21 protein-coding genes, 1 tRNA gene and 1 pseudogene are annotated in these 24,400 nt (G+C 62.1%); 8 read left to right on the forward strand and 15 right to left on the reverse strand.

Translation table 11 applies throughout. The features are described 5' to 3' along the window. Window positions 1-22: 22 nt before the first annotated feature. Genes GBJ34_RS01770 through GBJ34_RS01780 form a run of 3 tightly spaced genes read right to left on the reverse strand, consistent with a single transcriptional unit; the run spans window position 23 to window position 3,088 of the window. Window positions 23-292, reverse strand: coding sequence for an acyl carrier protein (locus tag GBJ34_RS01770; RefSeq protein ID WP_151717537.1), 270 nt, complete (start codon window positions 290-292; stop codon window positions 23-25). A gap of 45 nt (window positions 293-337) precedes the next feature. Then, window positions 338-1,417 carry a UDP-3-O-(3-hydroxymyristoyl)glucosamine N-acyltransferase gene (locus GBJ34_RS01775; RefSeq protein WP_151717538.1) on the reverse strand — a complete coding sequence of 360 codons (1,080 nt, stop codon included), beginning with the start codon at window positions 1,415-1,417 and terminating at the stop codon, window positions 338-340. A 42-nt stretch (window positions 1,418-1,459) separates the two neighbouring features. After that, the gene (locus tag GBJ34_RS01780; protein ID WP_151717539.1) at window positions 1,460-3,088 is read right to left on the reverse strand and encodes a L,D-transpeptidase family protein; all 1,629 of its coding nucleotides are present in this window, start codon (window positions 3,086-3,088) and stop codon (window positions 1,460-1,462) included. Between the two features lie 323 nt (window positions 3,089-3,411). Here GBJ34_RS01780 and GBJ34_RS01785 point away from each other — a divergent pair, with 323 nt between their 5' ends. Beyond that, window positions 3,412-3,981: a YcbK family protein gene (locus GBJ34_RS01785; protein WP_151717540.1), complete on the forward strand. Its 570-nt coding sequence runs from the start codon at window positions 3,412-3,414 to the stop codon at window positions 3,979-3,981. Between the two features lie 87 nt (window positions 3,982-4,068). Here GBJ34_RS01785 and GBJ34_RS01790 read toward each other — a convergent pair whose 3' ends face one another. Together GBJ34_RS01790 and GBJ34_RS01795 are read right to left on the reverse strand one after the other, a co-directional pair. Further along, the gene (locus GBJ34_RS01790; protein WP_151717541.1) at window positions 4,069-4,833 is read right to left on the reverse strand and encodes an RlmE family RNA methyltransferase; all 765 of its coding nucleotides are present in this window, start codon (window positions 4,831-4,833) and stop codon (window positions 4,069-4,071) included. Continuing rightward, window positions 4,830-5,981, reverse strand: coding sequence for a Ppx/GppA phosphatase family protein (locus tag GBJ34_RS01795; protein WP_151717542.1), 1,152 nt, complete (start codon window positions 5,979-5,981; stop codon window positions 4,830-4,832). Before GBJ34_RS01795 ends, GBJ34_RS01790 begins: the two co-directional genes overlap by 4 nt. Before the next feature lie 280 nt (window positions 5,982-6,261). Here GBJ34_RS01795 and GBJ34_RS01800 point away from each other — a divergent pair, with 280 nt between their 5' ends. The 7 genes and pseudogenes from GBJ34_RS01800 (at window position 6,262) to GBJ34_RS01830 (ending at window position 15,422) form a co-directional block, all read left to right on the forward strand. Continuing rightward, window positions 6,262-7,119, forward strand: a complete 858-nt coding sequence (locus GBJ34_RS01800) for a methylenetetrahydrofolate reductase (RefSeq protein WP_151717644.1) — start codon at window positions 6,262-6,264, stop codon at window positions 7,117-7,119. Window positions 7,120-7,346: 227 nt separating this feature from the next. Then, complete coding sequence (locus GBJ34_RS01805) at window positions 7,347-10,094, forward strand: calcium-binding protein (RefSeq protein ID WP_151717543.1); 2,748 nt, start codon at window positions 7,347-7,349, stop codon at window positions 10,092-10,094. A gap of 179 nt (window positions 10,095-10,273) precedes the next feature. Continuing rightward, entirely contained in the window at window positions 10,274-11,944 is a 1,671-nt protein-coding gene (locus GBJ34_RS01810) for a vWA domain-containing protein (protein WP_192931076.1), read from the forward strand. 430 nt (window positions 11,945-12,374) lie between these two features. Beyond that, entirely contained in the window at window positions 12,375-13,520 is a 1,146-nt protein-coding gene (locus GBJ34_RS01815; protein WP_151717545.1) for a DNA cytosine methyltransferase, read from the forward strand. Window positions 13,521-13,539: 19 nt separating this feature from the next. Beyond that, window positions 13,540-14,256, forward strand: a complete 717-nt coding sequence (locus GBJ34_RS01820; RefSeq protein ID WP_151717546.1) for a GIY-YIG nuclease family protein — start codon at window positions 13,540-13,542, stop codon at window positions 14,254-14,256. Window positions 14,257-14,527: 271 nt separating this feature from the next. Next, window positions 14,528-14,601, forward strand: a tRNA-Gly gene (locus GBJ34_RS01825). A 269-nt stretch (window positions 14,602-14,870) separates the two neighbouring features. Beyond that, window positions 14,871-15,422: pseudogene (locus GBJ34_RS01830) on the forward strand (SOS response-associated peptidase). 367 nt (window positions 15,423-15,789) lie between these two features. Here the strand turns inward: GBJ34_RS01830 and GBJ34_RS01835 are convergent. The 10 genes from GBJ34_RS01835 to GBJ34_RS01880 all read right to left on the reverse strand — a co-directional run bounded on the left by GBJ34_RS01835 (window position 15,790) and on the right by GBJ34_RS01880 (window position 24,398). Continuing rightward, a complete protein-coding gene (locus GBJ34_RS01835) occupies window positions 15,790-16,617 on the reverse strand; it encodes an abortive infection family protein (protein WP_151717547.1) in 828 nt (275 codons plus the stop codon). Window positions 16,618-16,672: 55 nt separating this feature from the next. Beyond that, complete coding sequence (locus GBJ34_RS01840; protein WP_151717548.1) at window positions 16,673-17,710, reverse strand: hypothetical protein; 1,038 nt, start codon at window positions 17,708-17,710, stop codon at window positions 16,673-16,675. 1,925 nt (window positions 17,711-19,635) lie between these two features. Continuing rightward, a complete protein-coding gene (locus GBJ34_RS20680) occupies window positions 19,636-20,247 on the reverse strand; it encodes a hypothetical protein (RefSeq protein ID WP_226341007.1) in 612 nt (203 codons plus the stop codon). Between the two features lie 290 nt (window positions 20,248-20,537). After that, on the reverse strand, window positions 20,538-20,861 hold the full coding sequence (locus GBJ34_RS01850) for a hypothetical protein (protein WP_151717549.1): 324 nt from the start codon (window positions 20,859-20,861) through the stop codon (window positions 20,538-20,540). After that, window positions 20,854-21,243, reverse strand: a complete 390-nt coding sequence (locus tag GBJ34_RS01855) for a hypothetical protein (protein WP_151717550.1) — start codon at window positions 21,241-21,243, stop codon at window positions 20,854-20,856. Before GBJ34_RS01855 ends, GBJ34_RS01850 begins: the two co-directional genes overlap by 8 nt. Continuing rightward, the gene (locus tag GBJ34_RS01860; protein WP_151717551.1) at window positions 21,243-21,743 is read right to left on the reverse strand and encodes a hypothetical protein; all 501 of its coding nucleotides are present in this window, start codon (window positions 21,741-21,743) and stop codon (window positions 21,243-21,245) included. Before GBJ34_RS01860 ends, GBJ34_RS01855 begins: the two co-directional genes overlap by 1 nt. After that, the gene (locus tag GBJ34_RS01865) at window positions 21,736-22,206 is read right to left on the reverse strand and encodes a hypothetical protein (RefSeq protein WP_151717552.1); all 471 of its coding nucleotides are present in this window, start codon (window positions 22,204-22,206) and stop codon (window positions 21,736-21,738) included. The genes GBJ34_RS01860 and GBJ34_RS01865 overlap by 8 nt, the downstream gene beginning before the upstream one ends. Continuing rightward, window positions 22,199-22,867, reverse strand: coding sequence for a hypothetical protein (locus GBJ34_RS01870; protein ID WP_151717553.1), 669 nt, complete (start codon window positions 22,865-22,867; stop codon window positions 22,199-22,201). Before GBJ34_RS01870 ends, GBJ34_RS01865 begins: the two co-directional genes overlap by 8 nt. Window positions 22,868-23,437: 570 nt before the next feature. Then, window positions 23,438-24,025, reverse strand: a complete 588-nt coding sequence (locus tag GBJ34_RS01875) for a hypothetical protein (protein ID WP_151717554.1) — start codon at window positions 24,023-24,025, stop codon at window positions 23,438-23,440. Next, entirely contained in the window at window positions 24,006-24,398 is a 393-nt protein-coding gene (locus tag GBJ34_RS01880) for a hypothetical protein (RefSeq protein WP_151717555.1), read from the reverse strand. Before GBJ34_RS01880 ends, GBJ34_RS01875 begins: the two co-directional genes overlap by 20 nt. Window positions 24,399-24,400: the final 2 nt, after the last annotated feature.

Raw genomic sequence — 24,400 nt, forward strand, 5'->3', positions numbered from 1 at the left:
GTCGTAGCCGTCATGCCGGGTGTCATGCTGCCTTGGCCTGCGCAACCAGCCCTTCAACGGCGGCAATGATCGCCGCCACCGAGGAAATATCGAAATCAGAGGCATCCGGGGCATTGGCGTTGAACGGCACGGCAATGTCGAAGGCTTCCTCGATGGCGAAAATGCTTTCGACCAGCCCCAGACTGTCCAGCCCGAGATCCTCCAGCGTATCTTCCTGACGGATATCACCCACATCCATCACCGCCTGTTCAGCCAGAATGGCGATCACGCGCTCTTTCACGGTCTGTGTCATCTGCACCTCCTGATCCCCGGTCTTGGGGAAGATATGGGCGTGATCTCACAGTTTTGAAACAAGTTTCTGAAGCTCCGCCACGGTGGCGGCCAGACGCGGCAAACGCCGGATCGCCTTGTTGATCTCCAGCTGGGTTTCCATCTTCACCGCCGGATTGCCAAGGACGACCCGCCCCGCCGGCACATTGGTAAATACATTAGCCCCCCCGGCGGCGATCACATCATCACCAACAAAGATATTGTCATTGATGCCGACCTTGCCCGACAGCACCACACGATTGCCCACCCGGCTGGAGCCCGCAACGCCCGCCTGACCGCAGATCATGCAATCCTCGCCGATAATGGCATTGTGTCCGATCTGGACCAGATTGTCGATCTTGGTGCCGCGTCCGATAAAGGTGTCGCGGATTGTGCCCCGGTCGATCGTGGAATTGGCCCCCAGTTCCACATCATCGCCCAAGGTGACCGAGCCAAGGCTGTGGATGCGGGTCCAGCTCTGCGGGCGGATTTCGGCGCGTTGCGAAAGGGTTGAGCGGATTTCTTCGACGCCGCTTTTCTCCGGGGTCACGAAGGAAAACCCGTCGCCACCCACGACGCAGCCCAGATTGCCGATGAAGCGGTCACCAATTGTCACATGGCCGCCGATCTTCACACCCGCCATCAGCAACACATCGGAACCGATTGTAACGCCATCAGAAATCGCCACATGGCTGGCAATGCGCGCGCGCGGGCCGATCTTCACGCCTGCGCCGATCACCACAAAGGGGCCAATCGCGGCCTCCGCGCCGATCTGCGCGGTCGGGTCGATCACCGCAGACGGATGGATGCCCGGCGCTATCCCCGGGCCGGAATCCAGCATCCGGCTGAGGCCGGCCATGGCAAGGCGCGAACGCGGCACGAAGATCGCGGCCTGAAGCCCCAGCCCAGCCCAATCGGCCCCCGGCCAGAGCAGCGCAGCCTTGGCCGTGCCCTTGGCCAGACCTTCGGCATATTTCGGGTCCATCGCCATGGCCAGATCTTCCGGCCCGGCCGATTGCGGCTCGGCCGCGCGGGCAATCGTCAGATCAAGATTGCCCTCGGCCTGCGCCCCCAAAGCGGTTGCGATTTCGCGGATCGTAAAGGCCATGGCACCCCCCTTATCGGGGCCACCATGCCCCATATTCCTGATCTAGCCTTCCTGTGCGGCGGTTTCCACCCCGGCGGCGTGCAGCGCGTCATAGATCAGCGCATCGCGGCCATAGACATCGCGGCGATAGTTCATCTGGCCGCGCCCGTCCGGGAAGGCGGTGAAATAGACCAGATGCACCGGCAGATGGGTGTCCAGCTTCAGCGCCTGTTCGCGCCCGCTGTCCAACGCGCGCTGGAAGGTGCCCTGTGGGTCATCGGTCTGCGCGGCCAGCAGTTCATAGGCAAATTCAAAAGGGCGCGCGAGGCGGATGCAGCCATGGCTGAAGGCGCGGGTCTCGCGGTCGAACAGCGATTTTGACGGCGTATCATGCAAATAGATGTTCCACTGATTGGGGAACATGAACTTTACCAGCCCAAGCGCATTGCCGTCAGAGGGCGGCTGGCGCATCGAGAACGGGAAATTCGCCGCCGTGTATTTGGCGAAATTCACCGCGCCCCGGTTCACCACCCGGCCATTGCGATCCACGATCTGCAAATGACCCGCCGCATTCGGGTTGCGCTTCATCAGCGGCAGATATTCCTTGGTGGCGATGGAGCGCGGCACGGACCAGCTCGGATTTACCACCATATATTCGATCTCGTCCGAAAACTCCGGCGTGCGCTGGTCCTTCACCTCTTTGCCGATCACGGCACGGGTGCTGAAGGTCTCCTTGCCGTCTTCCAGGATCTTGGCGGTGTAATCGGTCAGGTTCACCCAGACATAGCGGCGGCCCAGATCGATATTGATCCAGCGTTCGCGCTCCAGCGCGACCAGCACGGATTTCAACCGCTCGGACGGGGCGATGTTCAGCTCGGCCAGCGTCAGTTCATCGACGATCCCGTCCGGCTCCAGACCATGGGCGATCTGAAAACGTTGCACCGCCTTTTGCAGGGTGTCATCGAAATCGCGCGTGGCCGACCGGCTCAGGAACCCCATCGCCGCCAGCCGGTCGCGCAAGGCCACCACCGCATCGCCGCTGGCACCCGGGCGCAGCACCTGCGCAGGCAGCGTGGCCCCCCAGCCGCCCGCCGCGATCTGGCTTTCCAGCCGCAGCTTGGCCTTCAGCAACTGGGCATAGGCCGGCGAGGTCGGCGCGAGGCTGTCGAGATAATCCGCAAGATAGGGCGAGGTCAGCGCCGCCAGCGCGACGGCTGGATCGATGCGCGGCAGGTCCCGCACGATGGTGCTGTCGATCTTCTTGGGGTCAAGAACGCCGGAATGCAGGTCATGCACATAATCCAAATAGGCGCGGGTCATCCGCAGCTCCAGCCGGCCGCGATCGCCTTCGGTCTGGGCCGACCGGAAGGCATCGGCCAGCGCGCCCGCGCTGTAATGCTGCACCGGAAGCCCGTGATCGCCGGCCCTCGACAGTGCGGCCAGCAGCGTCGTGCGCCGCTCCGCATCTTCCGGCCCGGTCCAGAGCGGGGCGTAATTGCGCGCGGCATAGAATGCCGCCAGATCCTTGTCTTCGGATGCCGCAACCGCCAGCGACTGGGTGAAGGGGCTGATCTGCGCCAACGTCTGCGCCTGGGCCGCGTCGATCAACCCGGCCATGGCACCGCCCCAGACGGTCAGGGCAAGGGCTGCGGAAAGGAGCGGGCGACGAAATACGGGCGCAAGTTCAAGCATAAGGACCTCTGAAACACGGGTTGCGCAAATCTCGGGGATTTATGCGGGTGAGTCCATTCACAACGCCTCCAGCACTGTGACGAAAACCCCTCCGCAAGCGGCAAGAATGTCACATTTTCGCCACGCGGCCAAAAATTGCCATAGGTCGCACAAAAATCGGCGCTGTTCAGCAAATCTTTGCCGATCTGGCTTCTCTTGGGAACCGTGCGCCAAAACTGCACTTCTGTTGCGATTCGACTTGTGCCATAAGATTGGAGCACTTGGGGAAAGTGGCAGGAACCGCAGGCACATGCGGTAATCGAAAGACCAAGGGACAGGCACCAATGACCAAACTTGCGCAATCCGGTTTTTCGCGGCGTGGCCTTCTGGGGGCATTCGCGGCGGCAACGGTTGTGGCAGCGCCCACCTATTCCAACGCGTTCGGCCTGTTGCGGGGCGCAGGCGATATCCGTCGCATTCGGATGTATTCCGGCCGCACCGGCGAAAGCATCGATACGATCTACTGGATCGAAGGCAAATACATCAAAGAAGTGTTGAAGGAAATCAATCACTTCATGCGCGACTGGCGCACCGATGATGCCATGGGCATGGATGCCCGCACCGTCGATATCATGGCGGCCTCGCATCGTCTGATGGATGTGTCGGAACCCTATATGCTGCTGTCGGGCTATCGCAGCCCGCGCACCAATGCGATGCTGCGGTCGAAATCCGGCGGCGTTGCGAAAAATTCGCTGCATATGAAGGGCCAGGCGGCAGATCTGCGGCTGAAGTCGCGCTCGGTCGGCCAGATGGCCCGCGCGGCAGAGGCCTGCGCATCGGGCGGCGTCGGCCGGTATTCCGGTTCCAACTTCGTGCATATGGATTGCGGCCCGGTGCGGCATTGGGGCGGCTGAGGCCCCGCTATACGAGCCGGACGGAATGAAAAAGGGCACCATCGCGGTGCCCTTTTCATATCCTGCGGCAGCAAGCCTGGCCGGGCCTCATTCCTCGGCGTCATCATCCTGTGCCGGCGCGTCACCACGGCCCCGGAACCCCATGGCGACCACAAATTTCTCCGAACTGTCAGAGCGGCTGGCCGGCGGCTTCACATTGGCGACCTTCTTGAAGTTGCGCTTCAGGATGGTCTGCATCTCGTTTTCGGCACCCCCTGCCAGAACCTTGGCGACAAAGGTGCCGCCATCTTCCAGAACGTCAAAGGCAAAGGCCAAGGCCGCCTCGATCAATGCGATGATGCGCAGGTGATCGGTGCCCTTATGCCCCGAGGCAGCGGCAGCCATATCCGACATCACCACATCGGCGCGCCCACCGAGCCAGCCTTTCACCAACTCATCCGCCTCGTCCGTGAGGAAATCGAGCTGGTGCAACTCCACCCCGGCGATCGGCTCCACCTCTTGCAAATCGATGCCGATGATGCGGCCTTGCGGCTTCTTCGCATTCTCACCAAGCGCATTGACGCGCGGCACCGCGACCTGGCACCACCCGCCCGGCGCGCAACCCAGATCGACGACACGGGCCCCCGGTTTCAGGAAGCCGTAACGGTCGTCCAGTTCCATGATCTTGAAGGCCGCGCGACCGCGATAGCCCTCGCGCTTGGCGCGTTGGACATAGGGGTCGTTCAATTGCCGTTCCAGCCAGAGCGTGGACGAGAGCTTGCGCCCCTTGGCGGTCTTCACCTTCACCCGCAGGTCGCGCTGGCCGCGCCCTGACGTGTTCTTGCCATCACCGGGTTTCGAGGGTGTCTTCATCTGTAGGGTCCATCTCCGAGCACGCCATCCGCGCTCATCTGGGCATAAAGCAGGCCTTCACGCAGGCCACGGTCGGCCACCGACAAGCGGTCGGTCGGCCAGATTCGCATCAGCGCCTGCAGGATCGCGGCGCCCGACATGATCAGCGAATGGCGGTCGCGCCCGATGCGCGGATCGGTGCGCCGCCCCTCGGGGCCAAGTGACAGGTATTCGCGGATCACGCTGTCAATCTGGTCGGAGCTCATCGACAACCCATCCACCTTGGTGCGGTCATAGCGGCGCAGCCCCAGAAACGAGGCCGCAACCGTGGTCACCGTGCCGGAAGTGCCGATGATCTGAAAGCCCTTGCGCGGATTTTCTGCATTATAGGGCGTGAAACTCGCCAGATTTTCTTCAAAGAACCAGCTCATCAGGGCGAAGCGCGCGGCGTCATCCTCCACATCGATGAACTGGTCTTTCAGCGTGGCCACCCCAAGCGGCACCGAAATCCAGTCGACAACGCGGGCTGCCGGATGGTTGCCCTTGGGCGCAAAGCCCGAATGCAGCCGCATGATCGCGCGGGACCGCTCATTCTTTGGCACGTCGGACAGGTCGATCCAGACCAGTTCGGTCGAGCCACCGCCAATGTCAAGCACCAGCAATTGTTCGGTGCGTGGCGAGACCAGCGGCGCGCAGGAGATGACAGCAAGCCGCGCCTCCTCCTCTGGGGTGATGATCTCCATCGCAAGGCCGGTTTCGCGGCGGATCTGACGCATGAAATCGCGCGAATTGCGCGCGCGCCTGCAGGCCTCGGTCGCAACCAGCCGCATTCGTGTCACGCCATGCTTTTCGATCTTCTTCTGGCAGATGCGCAGCGCCTGTATCGTCCGCGACATGGATGAGCGCGACAGGCGGCCCGAAGCTTCAAGCCCGGTGCCCAATTGGACAGATTTCGAAAAACTGTCCACGACCGTAAACTGGCTGCCCTTGGGTTGGGCAATCAGCATCCGGCAACTGTTTGTGCCCAGATCGAGCGCCGCATAGAGCTGCGGCCCCGGCTGGGCGGGACGAGGGGTCGACGGTTCGACCGCAGCCGCCGGGGCCGGATTGGCTGAGCGGGCGGCTTTCTGCGGGATCGCGTCCTCCCCTCGGGGACGCTCGGGCGTCATATCCGCCCTCCATATGTGGTTGGAACCAAGGTAATCGCGGAACCCGGTTCACGCAAGCATCCATCCGAGCGTCTGCCGTGCAAAAAGAGACAATGCCGCCATATCTTTGTGCGCAGGCGCAGGGCAGCGCCCGGTATCGCTGTCGCCTTGGCGGCGGCGCATGTCGATTATGCACCCGCAGACCGATGCGCGTCATGCGAAACAGGCCCCGCATCTGCCGGAGGTTTAGGGCATGTCACTGTTCGGTCTAACGCGCAAACTGACCCGACCCACGGATGAAATGGTGACCGCCGGTCACGCGGATTTCCTGCGCGGCTATTCGATTGAGGTCATGCCGCGCACCGCCGCAAGCGTGCCCGATTTCCGCGCCGCGCTGCCCGCTGGCACGCGCGTTTACATCGCCCATATCCAGGGCACGCCGATTGCCGATATGGTGGCAACCGCAAGGCGGCTGGCGCGCGACGGCTTTGCCGTAATGCCGCATTTCCCCGCCCGCATCATCCCCGATCGCGCGACATTGGCCGATTGGATCGCACAATATCGCGGCGAGGCGGGGGTGGATCAGGCGCTGCTGCTTGGTGGCGGTGTCACCTCGCCCGCCGGTGACTTCGACAGTTCCATGCAGATGATCGAGACTGGGCTGTTCGACGGTTTCACCCGCCTGCATGTCGCGGGCCATCCTGAGGGCAATCGCGATATCGATGGCACCGCCCGGCCCGACGATCCAGAGGCGCAGACGATGAAGGCGCTGAGATGGAAGCAGGATTATGCCAATCGGTCGGATGCGACGCTGGCGATCACCACCCAATTCTGTTTCGAGGCGCAGCCGGTGATTGACTGGGTGAACCGGATCAATGCGGCAGGCGTCGCCCTGCCCGTCCATATCGGCCTGGCCGGACCAGCGAAGTTGCAGACCATGCTGAAATTTGCCCTGGCTTGCGGCGTCGGACCCAGCCTGCGGGTGTTGCAGCGGCGCGCGCTTGATCTGGGCAAGCTGCTGCTGCCCTATGAACCGACCGAAGTGATCGCGGATCTTGCCGCCCACAAGGCGCAGGTGCCGGACTTTGCCATTGAACAGGCGCATCTCTTTCCCTTTGGCGGCATTGCGGCCACGGCGGCTTGGGCCGCGCGCGGCTGATCGCCTGAAGCCATATACTATTTGAACACAGGCCTGTTGCCGCAAATCCGCCGTGAAATCCGCGGCGGCGTTTCCGGTTTGTCAACGGATCTTCCCCAAACTGAGCAACAAGGGCGCATTTCTGCCACCTTCCCAACGCATTGCGGCCCCTCGGCTCCGCAAGATCGGAAGGGTTGGGTGAACCGTGGCATGTTGCTGCGCCCGGAAGGTCAAGCAAAGCAGGTCTGATGAGCAATCTGGGCGATATCAACGCGATCCATATCCTGTTTCTGGCAGAGGATGTCGCGGCCAGGGATCGTCTCGATGGCACATATGACGCCAATCTTGCCGCCGATCCGCGCCATTACATGTGGCAGGGCCAGCAGCGTCTGCTGCCGCTTGGCATGGATGGCAATCCCGAAGGCTTCGCGGCTGGCCTGCGCGCCGCCCTGCCCGGCGTCAACACGCTGCGCCTGACTTTCAACGATTACGCCTTTGACGATTCCGGCACCCTGCATCCGCAATACGCGCGCTTCCTCGCCGCCGCCGCCGCGCAAGGGTTCAAGCTGCTGTTCACCCATTTCGATGGGGCGCAGCAGCAACTTGGCGCAGATGGCAGTCTTGATGCGGCAACGCTGACGGCCCTGTTGAACGAAGAGGTGCAGCCGCGCGCGGTGGCGGCCTTTGAAAAATTGCTGAACTGGCTGGATGCCCATCCCGATGTGAAGGACAGGGTCTGGGGCTATGAACTGGCCAATGAACCCGCCGCCTATGAGCGTGCGGTGACGCTGGCGGTGCGCGGCACCAAACTGGCCGTGCAATCCGAGGTGGTCGGGCTTTACACCAAACATATGGTGGAACTGGGCCAGATGGTGGCCGAACGCGACGCGGATGCCCGGATCCTTGTCGGCGGATGGGGCTATTCGGGGCGTTTCACCGAACTTGCGACCGTGCAGGTCGATGGCGTTTCGGCGCTGGATCATCTGCGCGCGGCCTTCGGCCCGGCCCTTGCCTGGGCAGCCCATCTTTACCCCGGCTGGCACGCCGATGCGACGGTCACCGATGCTGACAGCTATGCGGCGGCGCTGGACCGGGCCTATGCGGCGCTTGGGACAGATGATCTGATGATCACCGAGACCAGCCTTGCCGGTCATGCGATCAACGATTTCAGCCTTGGCCAGACCAGCACCGCCTGGCTGTCGCGGATGCAGGAATGGTTCAGCGACCGTGGCATCGGCATCGGCTGGTTTGCCGGGGCCGAGGCGGGCAGTTCCAGCCTCGTCTCTGTCGATGGCAGCGGCGCGCTGCGCTATCTGCACCAGCATAGCCTTGCCTTCGCGCTGAACCTGATGTCGCTGGCCGAAGACCCGGAGGCGCATCGCGCGGGGCAACTTGTCCATGCCGAAACCCGCACAGCGCGCTTGCGCAATGAAAGCTATGAGGGTGGTGCCGCGATTGACGTGGTAAAGCAGGCGGGCTTTGCCTTTGGCCATGGCGGCAATGACACGCTTCTCGGGGCGGCTGCGGCCAACAACTTTCTCTATGGCGGTCTGGGGGACGATAGCCTGACCGGGGCCGAGGCCGAGGATTTCCTGTTCGGACAGGATGGTGCCGACACGCTGCATGGCGGTGCCGGGGCCGATCTGCTGTTTGGCGGGCGCGGCAATGATTCCCTGACGGGTGGCACCGGCAATGACACGCTGGAAGGCGGGCGCGGTGCCGACCGGTTCGACGCCCGCCATGGCAGCGATGTCATCAGCGATTTCAGCGTGGCCGAGGGGGACCGCCTGGTTCTCGGCCATGGCTATGCCAGCTTTGCCGAACTGCGGACGCGGATGCATTGGGTGGCGCATGATGGTGGCAAGGCCGATGATCTGGCGATCCGTCATGCCGATGGAAGTGTGACGCTTTTGCTGGATCTCAGCCAGAGCCTGACCGCCGCTGTGCTTGAGCTGCCCGAGGTTGCGCCGCCTGCGCCGGTGCCCCCAAAGCCGCCTGCCGTCCCGACCCCGGTCGTGGTCAAACCCGGGGGCGTGGCCCCCACCCCGCCCATCGTGACGCCCGGCCCGACACAGGAACATCCGAAGGACCCATCCGCTTCGCTGAACCTGCACGGCAGCGCCGCCGCTGAAACGCTGACAGGCGGTGTCGCGGCGGATCGGATCTTGGGCGGCGGCGGCAATGATCTTTTGCTGGGCCATGGCGGGCGCGATCGCCTTTTTGGCGAGGCCGGTCACGACACGCTGCGCGGCGGCGGCGACAATGATCTGGCCTATGGGGGTGTAGGGCGGGACCGACTGCTGGGCGAGAGCGGCAATGACACGCTGCGCGGTGGCGACGATGCCGATACGATCTTCGGTGGGACAGGTCAGGACCGATTGTTCGGGGGCCGCGGCAGCGATCTTCTGCAAGGGGATGCCGGGCGCGATCACCTGCGGGGTGAGGCTGGCAATGACCGCCTGCTGGGCGGGGCCGATGCCGATACCCTGCTGGGCGGCGCCGGGCGCGATATCCTGTTCGGCGGCCATGGCGCGGATCACCTGCGTGGTAGCGCGGCGAATGACAGCCTGCATGGCGGCGCGGGCAATGACCGGATTTACGGCGATGCGGGCGATGACCAATTGCGCGGCGATGAGGGGCAAGACCGTTTGTATGGCGGCAGCGGCAATGACCAGATCTTCAGTGGCACCGGACGCAGCCATCTGTTCGGCGGCAGCGGCAATGACCTGATGGTGGCGCAGATCAAATCCAGCGGCCATGTGTTGACGGGGGGCGCGGGCCGCGACAGCTTTGTCTTTCACGGGGCCGATGCACGCGGCAGCCACCAATCGGTGATTACCGATTTCACCCGCGGTCAGGATCGTATCGTCTTCGGCACCAGATCCCTGTCTTTGCAAGACCTGCCCGACACCATGGACCTGCGGGAGGTGGCCACCGGCACCATGCTGACCCTGTCACCCGGCAATTCGGTGCTGCTGCTGGATGTTTTTCTTTAGACGCGGGATGCGATCGCCCGGCCGGTCCGTATAAACAGCAGGCCCCCGCAAGGGAAAAGCCACCACGCGCGGCCGGGCGCAGATTTGCCCCCACGGTGCGCCCGGTCGAAGGCCCTGCTTGCCAAATGGCAGGCAGGGCCTTTAGCATTCGGTCAACGAATTTTGGCCGGAGATTTCAGATGCTGTTTCGCTCGCTGACCCTTTGCCTTCTTGCCTCGACGGGCAGCCTTGCCCTGTCAACCGCCGCACAGGCCGAGGGGCGCTCGATCATCGTGCTGGATGGCTCCGGCTCGATGTGGGGCCAGATCGATGGTCGCCCCAAGCTGGAGATCGCACGCGAGGCGCTTGGGCAGGTCCTGTCCTCGATCCCGCCAGAGACCGAGCTGGGCCTGATGGCCTATGGCCACCGCTCCAAGGGCGATTGCGGTAATATCGAGCTGGTGGTGCCACCCGCCGCCGGCAGCGCCGGGGCGATCTCTGCGGCGGCCAACAGCATGAAGTTCCTTGGCAAGACCCCGCTTTCCGATGCGGTGCGGCGGGCGGCGGCCGAGCTGCGCTCGACCGAGGCCAAAGCGACCGTGATCCTGATCACCGATGGGATCGAGACCTGCGAGGCTGACCCTTGCGCCGTCGCCACCGAATTGGAGCAGCAGGGCATCGACTTCACCGCCCATGTCGTGGGCTTTGGCCTGACCGCCGAGGAGGGGCAGCAAGTCGCCTGCCTCGCGCAGAATACGGGGGGCCAATATATCGAGGCCAAGGATGCCGGATCGCTGGTCGAGGCGCTGAAAACCACCGTTGTGCAAGCCGAGCCCGAGCCAGCCCCCGCCCCGGTGCCGGAACCCGCCCCGGCCCCGGCAGTGCTGGAACAGAATGTCGATCCGCAGATCTATCTGGCCCAAGGCGGGCCGGAACTGACCGATGGCCTGCTGGCTGACGCGGTGTTCGAATTCCGGCCGGTACTCGCCGATGGCAGCACCTCCTCCGACTGGACAACGATCTATGGTGCCATGACGGGGGCCCTGCCACCCGGCAAGTATATGATGACCGCCCGCATTCACAGCGCGCATCAGACGGTCCCGGTCGAGATCGGCCCGCAGACCGAACTGTCGAAACCGGCAGCCACGCTGGATGCGGGCATCCTGAACCTGACCCTGCGCGCCAGCCCGGGGGCCGAACCTGACAAGGACGCGTTCTGGGAGATGTTCGGCCCGGATGATGTGCGCGAAAGCGGCTATACCAAGGCGCTGCGCATGTTCCCTGCGGGCGAATATTCGATGAATGTGAAACTCGGCGCGGGCGAAACCTCGCGGACCGTCGTCATCGAAGCGGGCAAGACCACCGATCTGGATGTGGTTCTGGGCGTTGGCCATGCGGTGATCGACGCCTTCTATACCGAGGGCCTGAAATCCGAGGCCGACCAGTTCGTCGAGATCTTGTCGGCCGCGCAGGATATCGAGGGCAATCGCAAGCAATTCGGCTATGCCTATGGCCCCAATGCCGGGTTTGACCTTCCACCGGGCGATTACATTGCCCGCGTCACCCTGGGCGGCACCATCGCCGAGGCCCCGCTGGTGGTGAAAAGCGGCGAGCGCACCGCGCTTGCCGTAGCACTGAATGCGGGCGTCGCTGCCTTCACCAGCCCCGGTGACCAGCATATCGAGGTGCTCTCCGCCACCAAGGACATCACGGGCCAACGCAAATCGCTGGCCTATGGTTATGGCCCCAACTGGCAGACCACGCTGCCTGCGGGCGATTATGTGGTGAAGATGGAGGGCGGCGGCGTCCTGAGCGAGACACCGATGACGGTGAAGGCCGGCGAACGGATCGAGCTGACGCTGGCCCCCTGATTTGCGGCGGCGGCGGGGCAGCCCGCCGCACGCCTTGCTCCTGGAACGGCCCGCAGGCATCATCGCGAGGAAGCCTCATATCCGTCCATCTCGCTGGATTGCCACAGGGTGACGGCCATGCGCCCGCCCTCGCCGCGTCCGGTGCAGGCCGCCCTGCGGCGCGCTGGCAGATCTGATGCGCCATTATGCCGCCGCCCAGCGGGCCGCGTCAGGCCATTTTCACGCCCGCCGGGCCTCCGGCGGATGGTGCAAGATCTGCCCCGCCGGGCCCGCCCAGGCCCCCGCGCCTGCCGATGCCAGTTCGCGCCATAAGTTCCCTGAATGTTCTTGATTGGCGTGGCGTTTTGCGCGACCATGCAGCCGCACCATGCGTTAGCCTTGGACAAGCACCACGGGCCTGAGGTAGTCAAAAGGGAGCGAAGGAGAGCCCATGCCGCACATCTATTATGATTTCTTTGCTGGCGGCGGCATGGCTGGATTTGGTCTTGGCTCGGGCTGGCAATGTCTCTTTGCGAACGATATCGACGCGAAAAAGGCGGCGAGTTACCGCGCCAATCACGATGGCGGCAAGGAATTGCTGCTCAAGGACGTCGCGAAGGTGACCCCGGACGAGATTCCGGGCATGGCAGATCTGGTTTGGGCATCCTTTCCCTGCCAGGATCTTTCCCTCGCCGGCAAGGGGGCTGGCCTCGCGGGCAAACGCTCGGGCATGTTCAAGCCATTCTGGCAATTGGTGCGCGATCTTCACGCCGCCGGACGCGGCCCCAGGATGATTGCCGTCGAAAACGTCTATGGTGCCATCACCAGCAATGGCGGGCGCGATTTTGCCACCCTGGCTGCGGCCTTTTCGGGGCTTGGCTATCGTTTTGGCGCTGTTGTGGTCGATGCGGTGCATTTCCTGCCCCAATCCCGGCCGCGGTTTTTCATTATCGGCATCCGGGGCGATCTTGCCATTCCTGACCTCTGCATCCAGGAAACACCGTCATCCGTGTGGCATCCGCCCGCACTGATCGAGGGGCAAAATCTGCTTTCCGCCGCCGCAAAATCGCGTTGGGTCTGGTGGAAACTGCCGGTTCCCGCCTGCCGGAATGTGGCATTGGCCGATCTGATCGAAGAAAACCCAAAGGGGGTGACTTGGCACAGCGCGGCAGAGACGCAATACCTGCTCGACATGATGACGGATCTCAATCGCAAGAAGGTTGAGGCTGCGATGCAGTTGGGCACCCGCAAGGTTGGCACGATTTACCGCCGCACCCGGCTGGATGAAGCAGGTCACAAGCGGCAGCGCGCCGAGGTCCGGTTTGACGATGTGGCGGGCTGCTTGCGCACCCCTTCGGGCGGCTCCAGCCGGCAAACGATCATGGTCGTTGAGGGCGAGACGGTCCGGTCGCGGCTGTTATCGCCGCGCGAGGCGGTATCGCTGATGGGCCTGCCGGAAACCTTCATCCTGCCAGAGCGTTACAATGACGCCTATAAACTTGCCGGGGATGGTGTGGCGGTGCCTGTTGTCCGGCATCTGGCCGAGGCGATCTTTGAGCCGGTGCTGAAGCGCAATCGTCTGGCCCTGGTTGCATGATAGTTGTTATTGCTCGGTCATGATGGACCGAAACCCGGATGACACCAATTTTCCGCCCTTCGAGACCGAAGACCTGCGGACCAATCTGGCGGCCTTCCTTTCTGCCCCATTTGACGACGCGCTGCGCGGCCGCCCACGGCCGGTGGGGTCGTTCACCTGGGGCGTCTATGCCTTTTTCGATTACGATGGGGAGCCGATCTATGTCGGCCAAACCAAAGAGAAGATCAGCACCCGCATCCGCCGCCATCTGACCAATCAGCGCACGGATGCGGTTGCCATGTCGGTTCTCGACCCTTTCGAGGTCTTTGAAATCGAGGTCTGGCCGCTGCCGCAATTCGAGCGGACCCCCAAAGGGGATCTGGCGGCAAAGGCCCATCTCGATGCGCTGGAACACTTGATCTACCAGAAAGCCATCGCCGACAGCCGGTTCAAGGCCGTGCTGAACGAAAAGGACCCGCCGACACCAATGGTTGCGGTGACGGCACCGCCGTCATTGCGCGATCGGATCGTGTCCGAGCCGGTCTACAGGATCAGGTCGCACCCGGATTTCCGCATCGCACGGCGCGCCCTGATTATCTCGCGGCTTGGGCAGGTGATCGCAGAACGGAAGGTTCAGGGCGGCCTGCGCCGCGTGCTGCTGACCCAGGCAAAGCGGCTGCAATGGCTGGCCGACCGCCGTTATAGCGCCCTTGGTGGCGCGGCCTCGGTCGAAACGGGCGCTGGTGAAGACGACTGAACCGGATGCCCATCGGCTGGCGGCCCTGCGGGTCTGGATGCAGGTGGGGAGGCGCGTCGCCCCGGGCTGGGCCAGATTTCGTCTGCCTTTAGAAAAATCTCTGCCACGGTTGGGTGTGCGATGATGCGCAGGAGTGCAATTCTGTGCGCGGCACCGATGCCCAGCCTGCCGGCCCACGCGCTGCAGCGCCTATATCCACCGGGAATTTCCCCGCAGACCCGCGCGCGACGTCTTGCGCTTTCAGATCGCTGCGGCTAGTAAGACTGCCATTGCGGGTGTAGCTCAATGGTAGAGCCGCAGCTTCCCAAGCTGATGACGAGGGTTCGATTCCCTTCACCCGCTCCAATCATCCAGCTAAGTAATTGAATTTGCTCGGTAATTATCCGGAATGCGATCCACGCTATCCCATTGGCTAGCCAATGGGATGGTTCCGAATTGAAACGGGGTTTAATCGCGTTTAGCAGTGTATTCGGCACCTGCCTATCGGTATTCCTGAGCCGCCCGAACCACTTTTGGGAACCGCGACAAGCCCTCTGGCCGTGTCGTTTTACACTGTTGCCCATGCCGTGCTCACGTCGGTATCTTGCCAGCATCGTGCTATCAGGGAGGCGGCCATGTGCGGGCGCTTTGTTGATCCGAACCTGCGCAGCGAGGGGCTAGATACCTCTTGGCTAAAGATCACTCCCTTCCCCCGGCGCTTCAATGTGAAGCCGACGCAGGATGTACTGATCCTCGCAAAGCCCACGCTGGAGCCGCTGGTCGCCCGCTGGTGGCTTGTGCCCTCATGGTTCAAAGGCGAGGAGGCGAAGGGCTGGAAGGCTGCGACCTTCAACGCCCGGATCGAGGAGGCGAAGGAGAAACCGGCCTTTCGCGCCGTGTGGCGCTTTGGCCGATGCCTGATCCCGGCGGCAGGCTATTGCGAGTAGACGGGCGACAGAGGGGCCAAGCAACCGCATTTCATCTATCCGGCGGGCAACGACGAAACCTTGTTCTTTGCCGGGCTAGCCTCCCGCTGGCACGACATGCTGACCTGCACCGTCCTGACCCGAGCCGCCAATGACACCACCGCCGACCTACATCCCCGAATGCAGGTTATCCTGAACACCGAGGAGCGGGATGCATGGCTGGGCGGGGCGGATGATCTGGACCTCGGCGCCGGAGCGTAGATTCGCCACTATAGGGTCCGGCCTGCTTCCGGCAGAGTGGCCGCAGTACAGTTGCGAGAAGAGCTGATCAGAGATAGTTGATCTCGCTACAGCGATGAATTGCACTTCGCAGGTGCAGCGCAAGTCGCGGCCCTCAGCAGTCATGCGCCAAGTGCAAATGCTGCGCGGCGGCATTCCCCGAAGCCGCGCCTCGAGAAGCGACGTAGCAGAACGCGCGAGCAACAAGCTTGGCTTTCCAGAACGCTTCCCGCGAAGGATATCCCTCGGGGACATGTCCGAGGACGCGACTCTAGGATCGTCACGGCATATATTCACTGCATCCAGTGCTAGGAAAAGAGGTCATATGCAGCGGAAACCCATGCTTTTATTATGTCAATTCAATCAGATAAGCTGCCACAGTGTGGGCGCTGTGGATTGCCAGACGCGCATGTCTTGGTTTGATCACGTAGATTTTGGCCTGGCCGGACGATCTGCCATGCGCCGCGCTCTTCCGGTTCCGAATATACATGATGCCGGTGACGATATTGTTGAGGCCAGAGCCGATGAGCTTGAGGTCTTTATCGTCCCAATCCTCAGAGTTCAGCCCCATTGCATCCGAGGCCAATTTCCAAAGAGGTGATAGCGTGTCCTTGTCGGTGAAGAGGATGTTCTTGTGGTCAAGATAGACCTTGATAGCTGCCTCAAGAACGTTGCCCGCATAGTGTGCCGCCGCGTGTGGATCTTCTTCGATCTGAGCCAAAGCACGGGTGATTTCTATCTCAACGGTAGAGAGGCCATGCTTCTTGACGTTCTCGAAGAGTGACAGCGTGGAGCTGGTGCCTGCTTTGACTATTGCCCCACCTTTGACGTAGGAGAACCCCTCTCGCCCAAGGGTCTCACGGATGTCCGCCTTACATTTCTCTAGCGCTATCTCTTGTTCAGAGGGGGTCGTTTGGCCCCAAGACCGCGTATCCTTGGCGTCCTTCTCCATGAAGTCGTCAAGGATCACGCCCAGCACATTTATCGGGAAAGAACTGTGGGTGTTTGTCGCTCGCAGGCAGGCCACTACCGCCTTGGCTTTGCTCAACTCGGGGTCGCTAGCCGGTGTTCCGGCATAGAGAAATAGCGCGTCTTGACTGGCGCGCGTATAGTATTCAGGAATAATCCTTGAGAGCAGCCCAATCAGGCTAGTCGGAATTTTATCTTCATCTGCCACGCTAGGACTCCTAAACCATCTGCCTGTTCTAAGGTGACTACTGAAGAGGATCGTCCTAGCCGTCTTTTCCAAGCATGATCTGGAGATTGGAGCGCCCCAACCTCACACTTTCGATTGCATCCTGAAGCTGGGTGATGTCCCGAGCAATTTCTGCCTCTTCATCCGTTTCCAGCTTCGGCGGAGCGATCATGTCGATTTCTCCGCCTTTTTCCGTGAAGGCAAAGTATTTCTCGACTGACTTTTGAAGCTGGCCCTCAACTTCTTTGTTGATAGCTTTTCCAATCTGATTTTTCACATCGTTAACAGCTTCTGCGACACCGGATGCCCTGATCGCTTCGGCTTGTTCCTTCATGGCATCTTCGATGGTTTTGTTAAGAACCTTCTTATGTCGAAGATCTTCGATGCCGTTGAGCACATCTAGTACACTCTTAGCGATGGTGTTCACTCGCAATGCCAGGACGGCTAGCGTTGAGGCGATGGCAACCGTAGTTGCCAAAACGAGGATGAGAGAGCCTGTACCTGCGCCGATGATTCGAACATCCTCGGGCTTTTCTCCAACGGCTGCCGAAAGTCCGCGCGCAATTTCATACCACTCAGCCGACCACTTCTTGAGCTCAGCAACGTCACCAATGTTCGCTTTATCCTTGAAGTGAAGGCGAGTGACGATACCCTCATCAATGACGAATGGCCGTTGGACGGGTACGTTAGCGGCCTCCAAGGCTCTCTTCATACTATCCAGTTTGCTGACGGTCTCGCTGACCACTGTGTACGCGGCGCGAGCTTCTTCCCATGCCGTCACAGGATCAAAAGTATTGCTGCGCACTATCCTCTTAAAGCGGCTTAAGCCCTCCTTACCGAGGTAGGAAAGAGCGCCATTTGCCTTGAGCAGCTCAATCTGCTCTGAAGAGAGCTGTTCCATCGGCATCGCGGCGAGCATATTCTCAAGATCCTGCAGAGGCTCAGCGACAGCAGACTTCTGAGCGGCTCGGGCATTGTGCTCCAAGACGGATGCGAGATTGTCGTAGAGGCCCAAATTGGGAGCGACCTCTCGGTTCAGCCACACCGCAAGCCCGTACAGCTCATCAACGATCATTTATGCCCCCTCGCCGGATCTTAGCAGACCTCATCACAGCCGATGAAGCGGCGCAAGGCTGCGGCCTGTATGAACGCCTGCTTTCCCGGTGTGGCTGCAGCTGCGGTGCCGCAGTGTCAACGGGCAGCTTTCCGCCCAGCAGGACAATCATGCCGCCATTCTGGTTAGTTTCGTGCTGCAGTTGCGAACTGCAGCTTCGCCTAGCGTAGCAGTCCTTAAGCAGCCTTCAGAAATCAATCCGGCAGGACACCGTGTCGCGGGGGCCATGGTGCCCTCCCATATCCCTGCCCGCGTAGAAGGATGGGCAAAACGTTCGACAAAGCCCCGAGATGCTCACAGGCCTGAACGTCTGTATCGCTGGGAGAGCTTGGCGAGATTGATCGGGCCGAGCTTATGGCACTGTGGGTGGAGATCGCGGCGATGTGGCCGGTGCATAACGTGGTGGCGTCCGTTGCGCCACCTTCTGGCGGCAGGCAGCCGAAGGACAAGGACATCTACAGGCCGCCCGCGACCTTGGCGTCACCCGGGATTATGTTGCCTACGCCATCGAGATCGCGTCCCTCTCCCCGAAGCGAAGGTCGCATGGCGTGCAGCCCCGCAAGCCACGCCGCTCGCTGCGGCCAAGGAGTGATAATCGGCGGCGCATGTGGCGACAAAGAGGCGCACATGAGCAAGGGCAGACATGCATCTTTCAAAAAACGCCGAGAGCATTTCCACATGTTGTGGCGTGGTCGTTTGACATCAGTACAACCCAATAAGCTGTTGCGCTGCCTCCATCACTATTTCCACCTTCGCCACAAGCTCGACCTCTTATGTTGCACTTTGACCTTACAAAAAATATCTCTGAGTTTAGGCACTAATCTTATTCCCCCTCGCATTGCGGGAACTGAAAATCTGAATCAGGCCGGATCAACACCTGATAGGATGGAGTGGGCAGCCAGTTAAAAAGATTGACCGTGGTAAGGATTGCAGTTTCATCACTACCCCGCCTTACTAGCTTCTGGTGAGATACCCAGTGCATGTCGTCTGTGATCTTATGCCTAGGACTGGCGCCGATAAATTCAGATGTGTCGGATTTACCCTCAAGAATATAATTCGAAATCTTGGAATCTCTTATGCTAACATCAACAGATCGGATAGCTTCACATAAAGCAATCTTTGCTATGCATCTCTCTATGTCTTCCGAGTTAAATGTCACCCAGTTATCCTCCAGGTGCGCGGGAATGACCGAAGCCGGGGAATTTATAGCAACGAAGGAAACTGATCGCGTTTTGTGTCGATCATCCAAATCCTCTACGGACAAAGCTCGTGGAGGATAATCTGGATACACCAACAACAGACCAACCACCCCCTCCTCGATAGGGAGGTAAACTTTCTCGCCCGTAAGTGAATTAATTAATGTCCGCTTACCTGACCAAGACCCATTCTTTCGCGCTTTCCGGCTTGGAAACTGGAGATATTCCCGTGTCAACTTGAAAGTATCTCGAAGGAGGCGCTGCTCAAATTGTTGAGTTTTCACTGCACAGGCTCTGCATGAGGCTTTCTTTAGCAATGCCACACCAAAAATGGCATACGGAATAGTGTGCTCATCCGTAAGATCGCGCGAACTGCCGCAGTATACACACTCATTAACAGTAGGACTTCTCGGGTTATCCGGCAAATATATCGTACCATCTCCTGGAATATTCCTACCTAGGCGGCCGGATATCTTAATTGGACCTTTGACGCTCATGTCACACGCCTTCCATCGCCATTTACGAAATTTAGACCCAAAGCAAACAATTCTCTGTTTTATTTTACAGACAGACCGACAGCCACATTGCAGATTCATTACGTCTAATTTGACGCAGGAACCGCAACCGCCCCCGCCGTGTAACAGAAGTGTTAACAAAACTATCTAGCTTCGAGAGAGATCAATTCGGACGCTACCTCCAATCGCGGTCAAGCCCCACGCTGATGATCGAAAGCCCGCGATCCCGCATCCGATAGGCTGTGGCGCGGGCAATGGTGCCCCTGCGCTTCACCGCCGCATCGAACGACACCCGGCGGGCCTTGCAACGCGCCCAGAGGCAGAGCATCCGCGCGCTGCCCTCATAGGCCGGATACAGGTAGACGGCGGGCCAGATCAGGGCGGCCTCATAAGCCGTGACCTGCGCCGCCGTGGCCTGCACCACCAGCCGCTTGCCGTCTCCCGGCTCGCCGTCTCCGGCCACCTCCGGCAGGCCCCAGCCCTCGTCTAGGTGGTCGTCCATCGTCGGGTTATAAGCGGGCATTGATCCCCGGATGCCCGCCGGGCCGACCGCGCCGCCGGAATAGGTGGCCCATCGCAGGGCCGCGACGAACCGCTCGCCCACCAGCTTTGGGGTCCAAGTATCAACGACTGGCGTAGGGATTTGCAGGATCGCCTGACGCCCCCGCAGGCGCTCGGCCCCACGGGCGACTGGCCCCGCCCGCTGGGCGTCCTCAGCGCGCATCTGGTCAAGGATCGACGCCGCCGCCCGGATCATGGCCTGCGGTCCGCCTGTCATCGCGTTCATGGGTGTCCCACCTGCAATATGGATACCGACAGGATAGCGATACCGGGCAGCGAAAACAAATATGCCTGCGGCGTTGGCGGTCATCCGCTGCATATGGGCCTTGTCAGCCTTCCTAATGCACGAGGGGCGGTGCCCTACCGGCGCTCCCTCTCGTGCTTGCCGATTACCGGCCCGTTCCCAGCATCCCCGCCCCATTGCTGCGCCATCTCGGCGGCAATACCGGGGCTGATCAGCAGGAGCGATTGAGCCGGGTGTGATAACCCCGGTTCAGCGCCTTACGCCCCTAGCCATCAGCCCTCACGCGCGGTCAGCTCGGCCATTTCAGCCCGGATCACGGATTGCAGGTGAACGACGGCAGCCTTAGCAGCAATGGACTTGCGAGCTTTCCACACATTTATGTGCGTAACCGAGAAGCGCGCGGCCTGCGCGGCTTTCGCCCTTGGCTCCCAATAAGCGGCGGCGGCCCGAAAGGCGGCGCCAAAGGTCAGGCGGGGGTCTCTGCGACCGTCTGGCAAAGCATGTGCGAGAAAGACGCCATAAGGGGTGCCGGGAAACAGGCGCTTGGCAGTGGGCAGGTCGATCAGGACGGCAAGGGCAGTGTGGCGTTCAGGCATCCCGCATAATCCCATCGGCTTCGGCACGGGCAGCCCTGATCCGGGCCTGCGCCGCGCGGATCGCGGCGCGCCGGGCAGGATCAGCACGGCGCGCCATGCGGTCAAGGCGGAGAAGTGCGCGATCTTCCATGTCGAGGAGCTTCCGGCGCGTTCTGTCGTCAGCGCGGTTCGCGGTCGTGCTGGCGGTGGTGGAAGGCAGGTTGCGGGCATCGTTGCGCAGTGCAGCGACATACGCGACAACACAGGAAATCAGGCCAATCCGGCCCCTAACCTGCTGCTCAATGTATTTGCCCCGGATCAGGGCGTGGAGGCGGTGCAGGGGAAGTCCAAGGAGGCGCGCGGCGTCTGCGGTTTTAACTTCATCGGGCGCGCGGGTGGTCATCAGGCCGTCCTCCCCTTCGTCGTCGGCGTGGACTTGGCAGGCTCGCTGGGCAGGACAGGCTCTGCTGTCGCGATGGCGTCTGCCAGTGCTGTCTGCGCATTGTGAAGGAGGTTCTCAATTGCCCGACGTTCACGCACGTCGCGGGTGGCGATTGCGGGCAAGGAGGCAAACTCGTGCAGGATAGTTCCGGCGATGGAGGTAGTCGCCTCATCGCCGGCGGCATCGGGAACGAGCTTTCCGGTCTCGATGTCGAGGGCAAGTTCGGAGGCTTCGGCTCGCGCCGCCCGCGCCTCGGTCTGTGCGGCGGTCAAGCGGGCATTCCGGGTGGTCGCCCGGATGCGGTCAAGGAAGGCGCGGACGCCTGAAACCAACGGCACCTGTCCGTCCCGCAGCACAATCTGGCGCGCCCGGATCAAGCCCTCAACCTCACCCGGCGATGCGCCGCAGATCGACCGGAAGGCATCAACCGTCACCAGCATTTCCGGGGGGCGTTCAGCCATTGCCGCGCCCTCCCCGGAGGCCGTCCACAATCCGGGTTGCCTCAGTCTCGATCCGTGCAGCCGCGTTCCGAGCCGCAACGGCCAGCGCCTGAGCCGTGGCAGGGGAAACGTGCCCAGCAGCGTCGAGGCCCCGCAGGCAGGACGTAGCCGCCTCAGCGACCGTACGCACGATCAGTTCAGCCTCGGCGGCCTCGATCAGACCAGCCCGGCGCCGGGCAGTCGTGGCGCGGATGACCGATGCCCGCGCGATATGTTGCCGTGACTGGTCCGCATGCGCATCAGCGCGGGCGGTATCCTGTTTTAGAAAACGAGCGTAGCCGCTCACCGCAGAGGTTGCGGTGGTGAAGCCGCGCCGATGGACTGTGATGTGCCCGGCCCGAGCGACCTTCCTGAACATTTCGTCCGACACGCCAATCAAGCGCGCAGCTGTGGAAGTCGAAATTTCGTCGTGAAGGTCACGCACTGGGACTGGCCTGCGATACGGCATCAGCGCCCGCTGCCTGATTGACGCCAGCGACAGCCCTTTTCCACATCGCCGCCGACCGTTCGGTCTTGCTCATATGCCCGCCGCCCGAAAGATCGGCACCAAAATCGCCCGCGTCTAGGCTGCGCTGCTCAAGCGATTGCCAGATTTTGGACTGTTCAACGGGCATGGAAGCGAGAAGCGGCGCGATCTGCGCAGCGGTCAGGCCCTCGCCATCATCCTCAAGGATGAGGGCTGCTGTGGCTTTCGTCCGCCCGTGCGCTTCGGACGAGGCAAACGCCCGTCTGATCCTTTCGCGTTCGGCCTGCGCAGCGGCACCGCCAAAGCTCGCGGCGCCGGGCATGGCCGTTGCGGCGACATCGGCTACCCGGTCGGTCGGTAGGCAGGCCAGCGCCTGAGAAATGGCAGCGGCAGAGAGCGGCGCCGACAACGCAAAGCGGAGTGCCTGCAACGGCCTGCCGCAATCGACCCCGGCCCGGTATGCGGATCGAATACGCGCACGTTCTTGCATGGCTTCAGCATGAGAGGCGGCAGCCTCCGCTTCGCGGAGTTCATCGGCTTCGATCTGAGCCTCGATGCGGCGACGCTCAGCGGCACGGGCGGAACCGGTCAGCGCGCAAGAAGCGAGGGCTGCGTCCACAGCGGCAGCCCGTCGCCGACATGCCTCATTGCTCAAGTCCAGTGCGGATTTTGTCACTTTGTTTCCTCGGTTTGGGGGGCAGCCGGGGCGGATGCGGCGGCTCGAAATTGTTCGGCGGCGCGACGCAGGAGTGCGACGGCAGCGGGTCGGTCGGACAGATCGGGGGGCGAGGTTCTGGTGGTCATGGAGGCCTCGGGACTGGGGGTTGAAGGTTGGGCTGGCGCGCAACCCAACTCGAATTTTCGCAAGCACAGAAAGGCTGAAGGCCGGGGCCAATGCCTTGCCGCCTCGGAGGGGGCCTGCCCTAAGGTCCCTTAAAGGCGTGGCATGCCCGCAGGACTCGCGAGACGACCGTTGCAGGGGCCTTGGGCCTTTCCGGGCGGGTCAAGGGCGGGAATGCGCGCGCCCCTGTAGCGCCCCAGCACCGCGCCTGTGGCGGTGCCGGGGGCTGGTCGGCCCGCCCGCAGGGACGAGGGGCCGGAGTGCGGGCGGACATCGCGGCGAGCGCCGGGGGCGCCGTGGTGCCACGATTACGGCGACGAAAGGGACGCCTGCCCGCCCGCGCATGGATCAGACCTGCGGCAAGGCGACGGCGGCAGCCAACAACGCATAGGCCGGTGCATCGCGGCGGCGGATGACCGCAAGGCCACTCCCTTCCATTTCCCGAACAAGGCGCTCCTCAGCGAGGCAGAGGCTGTGCAGTTCGGCCTCGGCCAGCGCGATCTGGGCGGCGCGCTGGTCCGGTGTCAGCCCCTGACGCCCGCCGAGCAGGTCGTCAATTTGGTCCGAAACGATTTCGCGAAGCCGGTCGCGGCAGCCGAGGAAAATCAGGCCGGTCAGCATTTCGAGAGCCGGTTGGTGGATGGGCTGCGCCCCGGCCATGACGGTATCGATATGCAGACCCCGCGCGGATGCCTGAGCCTCAAGAAGGCGCCCGATGGGCAGTCGGTCCACAGCCTTGGTCGCGGCTTGATCCGCCCACGCATCGAAGGCGGTCAGTGCCGCCTCGCGGGTCTGCGGCGCCATGCGAATAGTTTCGATTTCGCGGGCCTTTTTGGCGATCTCGATACGGACAGCCTCAAGGGCGTCGTGGGTGGATGCGGCGGCGGCGCGCTGCCGTCCAAAGGATTTCAGAAGATCACCGAGCACGGCGGGCATCCTCCATGTCAATGCCGACCGGGATCGGGAGGTTCTCGGCTTCCGCAAGTTCGAGGGCGCTGCGGAGGTTGATCCGTGCCGATGCGGCGGCATCGGCGGATGCCTCGACCTCGGCCTCGGCTTCGGAGATTTGGGCAGCCAGCCCGGCAGCCTCGGTGCGAAGTTCCGCTATCTGCGGCGCAGCGTAGATGTGAGGATCGCTGACGGTTCGGCCTTCGAGATGCGCGAGCCGAGCCAGCGTGTCGTTGCTTTTGTCGCGTAGACCATGCAGCCGGTCGTTCAAACCTGTGGTCGTAGCGCGGTGCTGGCGAGCGATGCGGTCGAGGACGGCGAGGCGGGCCGGGTCTAGTTGCATATCTGGGATGGGCGGCATGA

The organism is Gemmobacter serpentinus (assembly GCF_008973825.1).
Taxonomy (GTDB): domain Bacteria; phylum Pseudomonadota; class Alphaproteobacteria; order Rhodobacterales; family Rhodobacteraceae; genus Gemmobacter; species Gemmobacter serpentinus.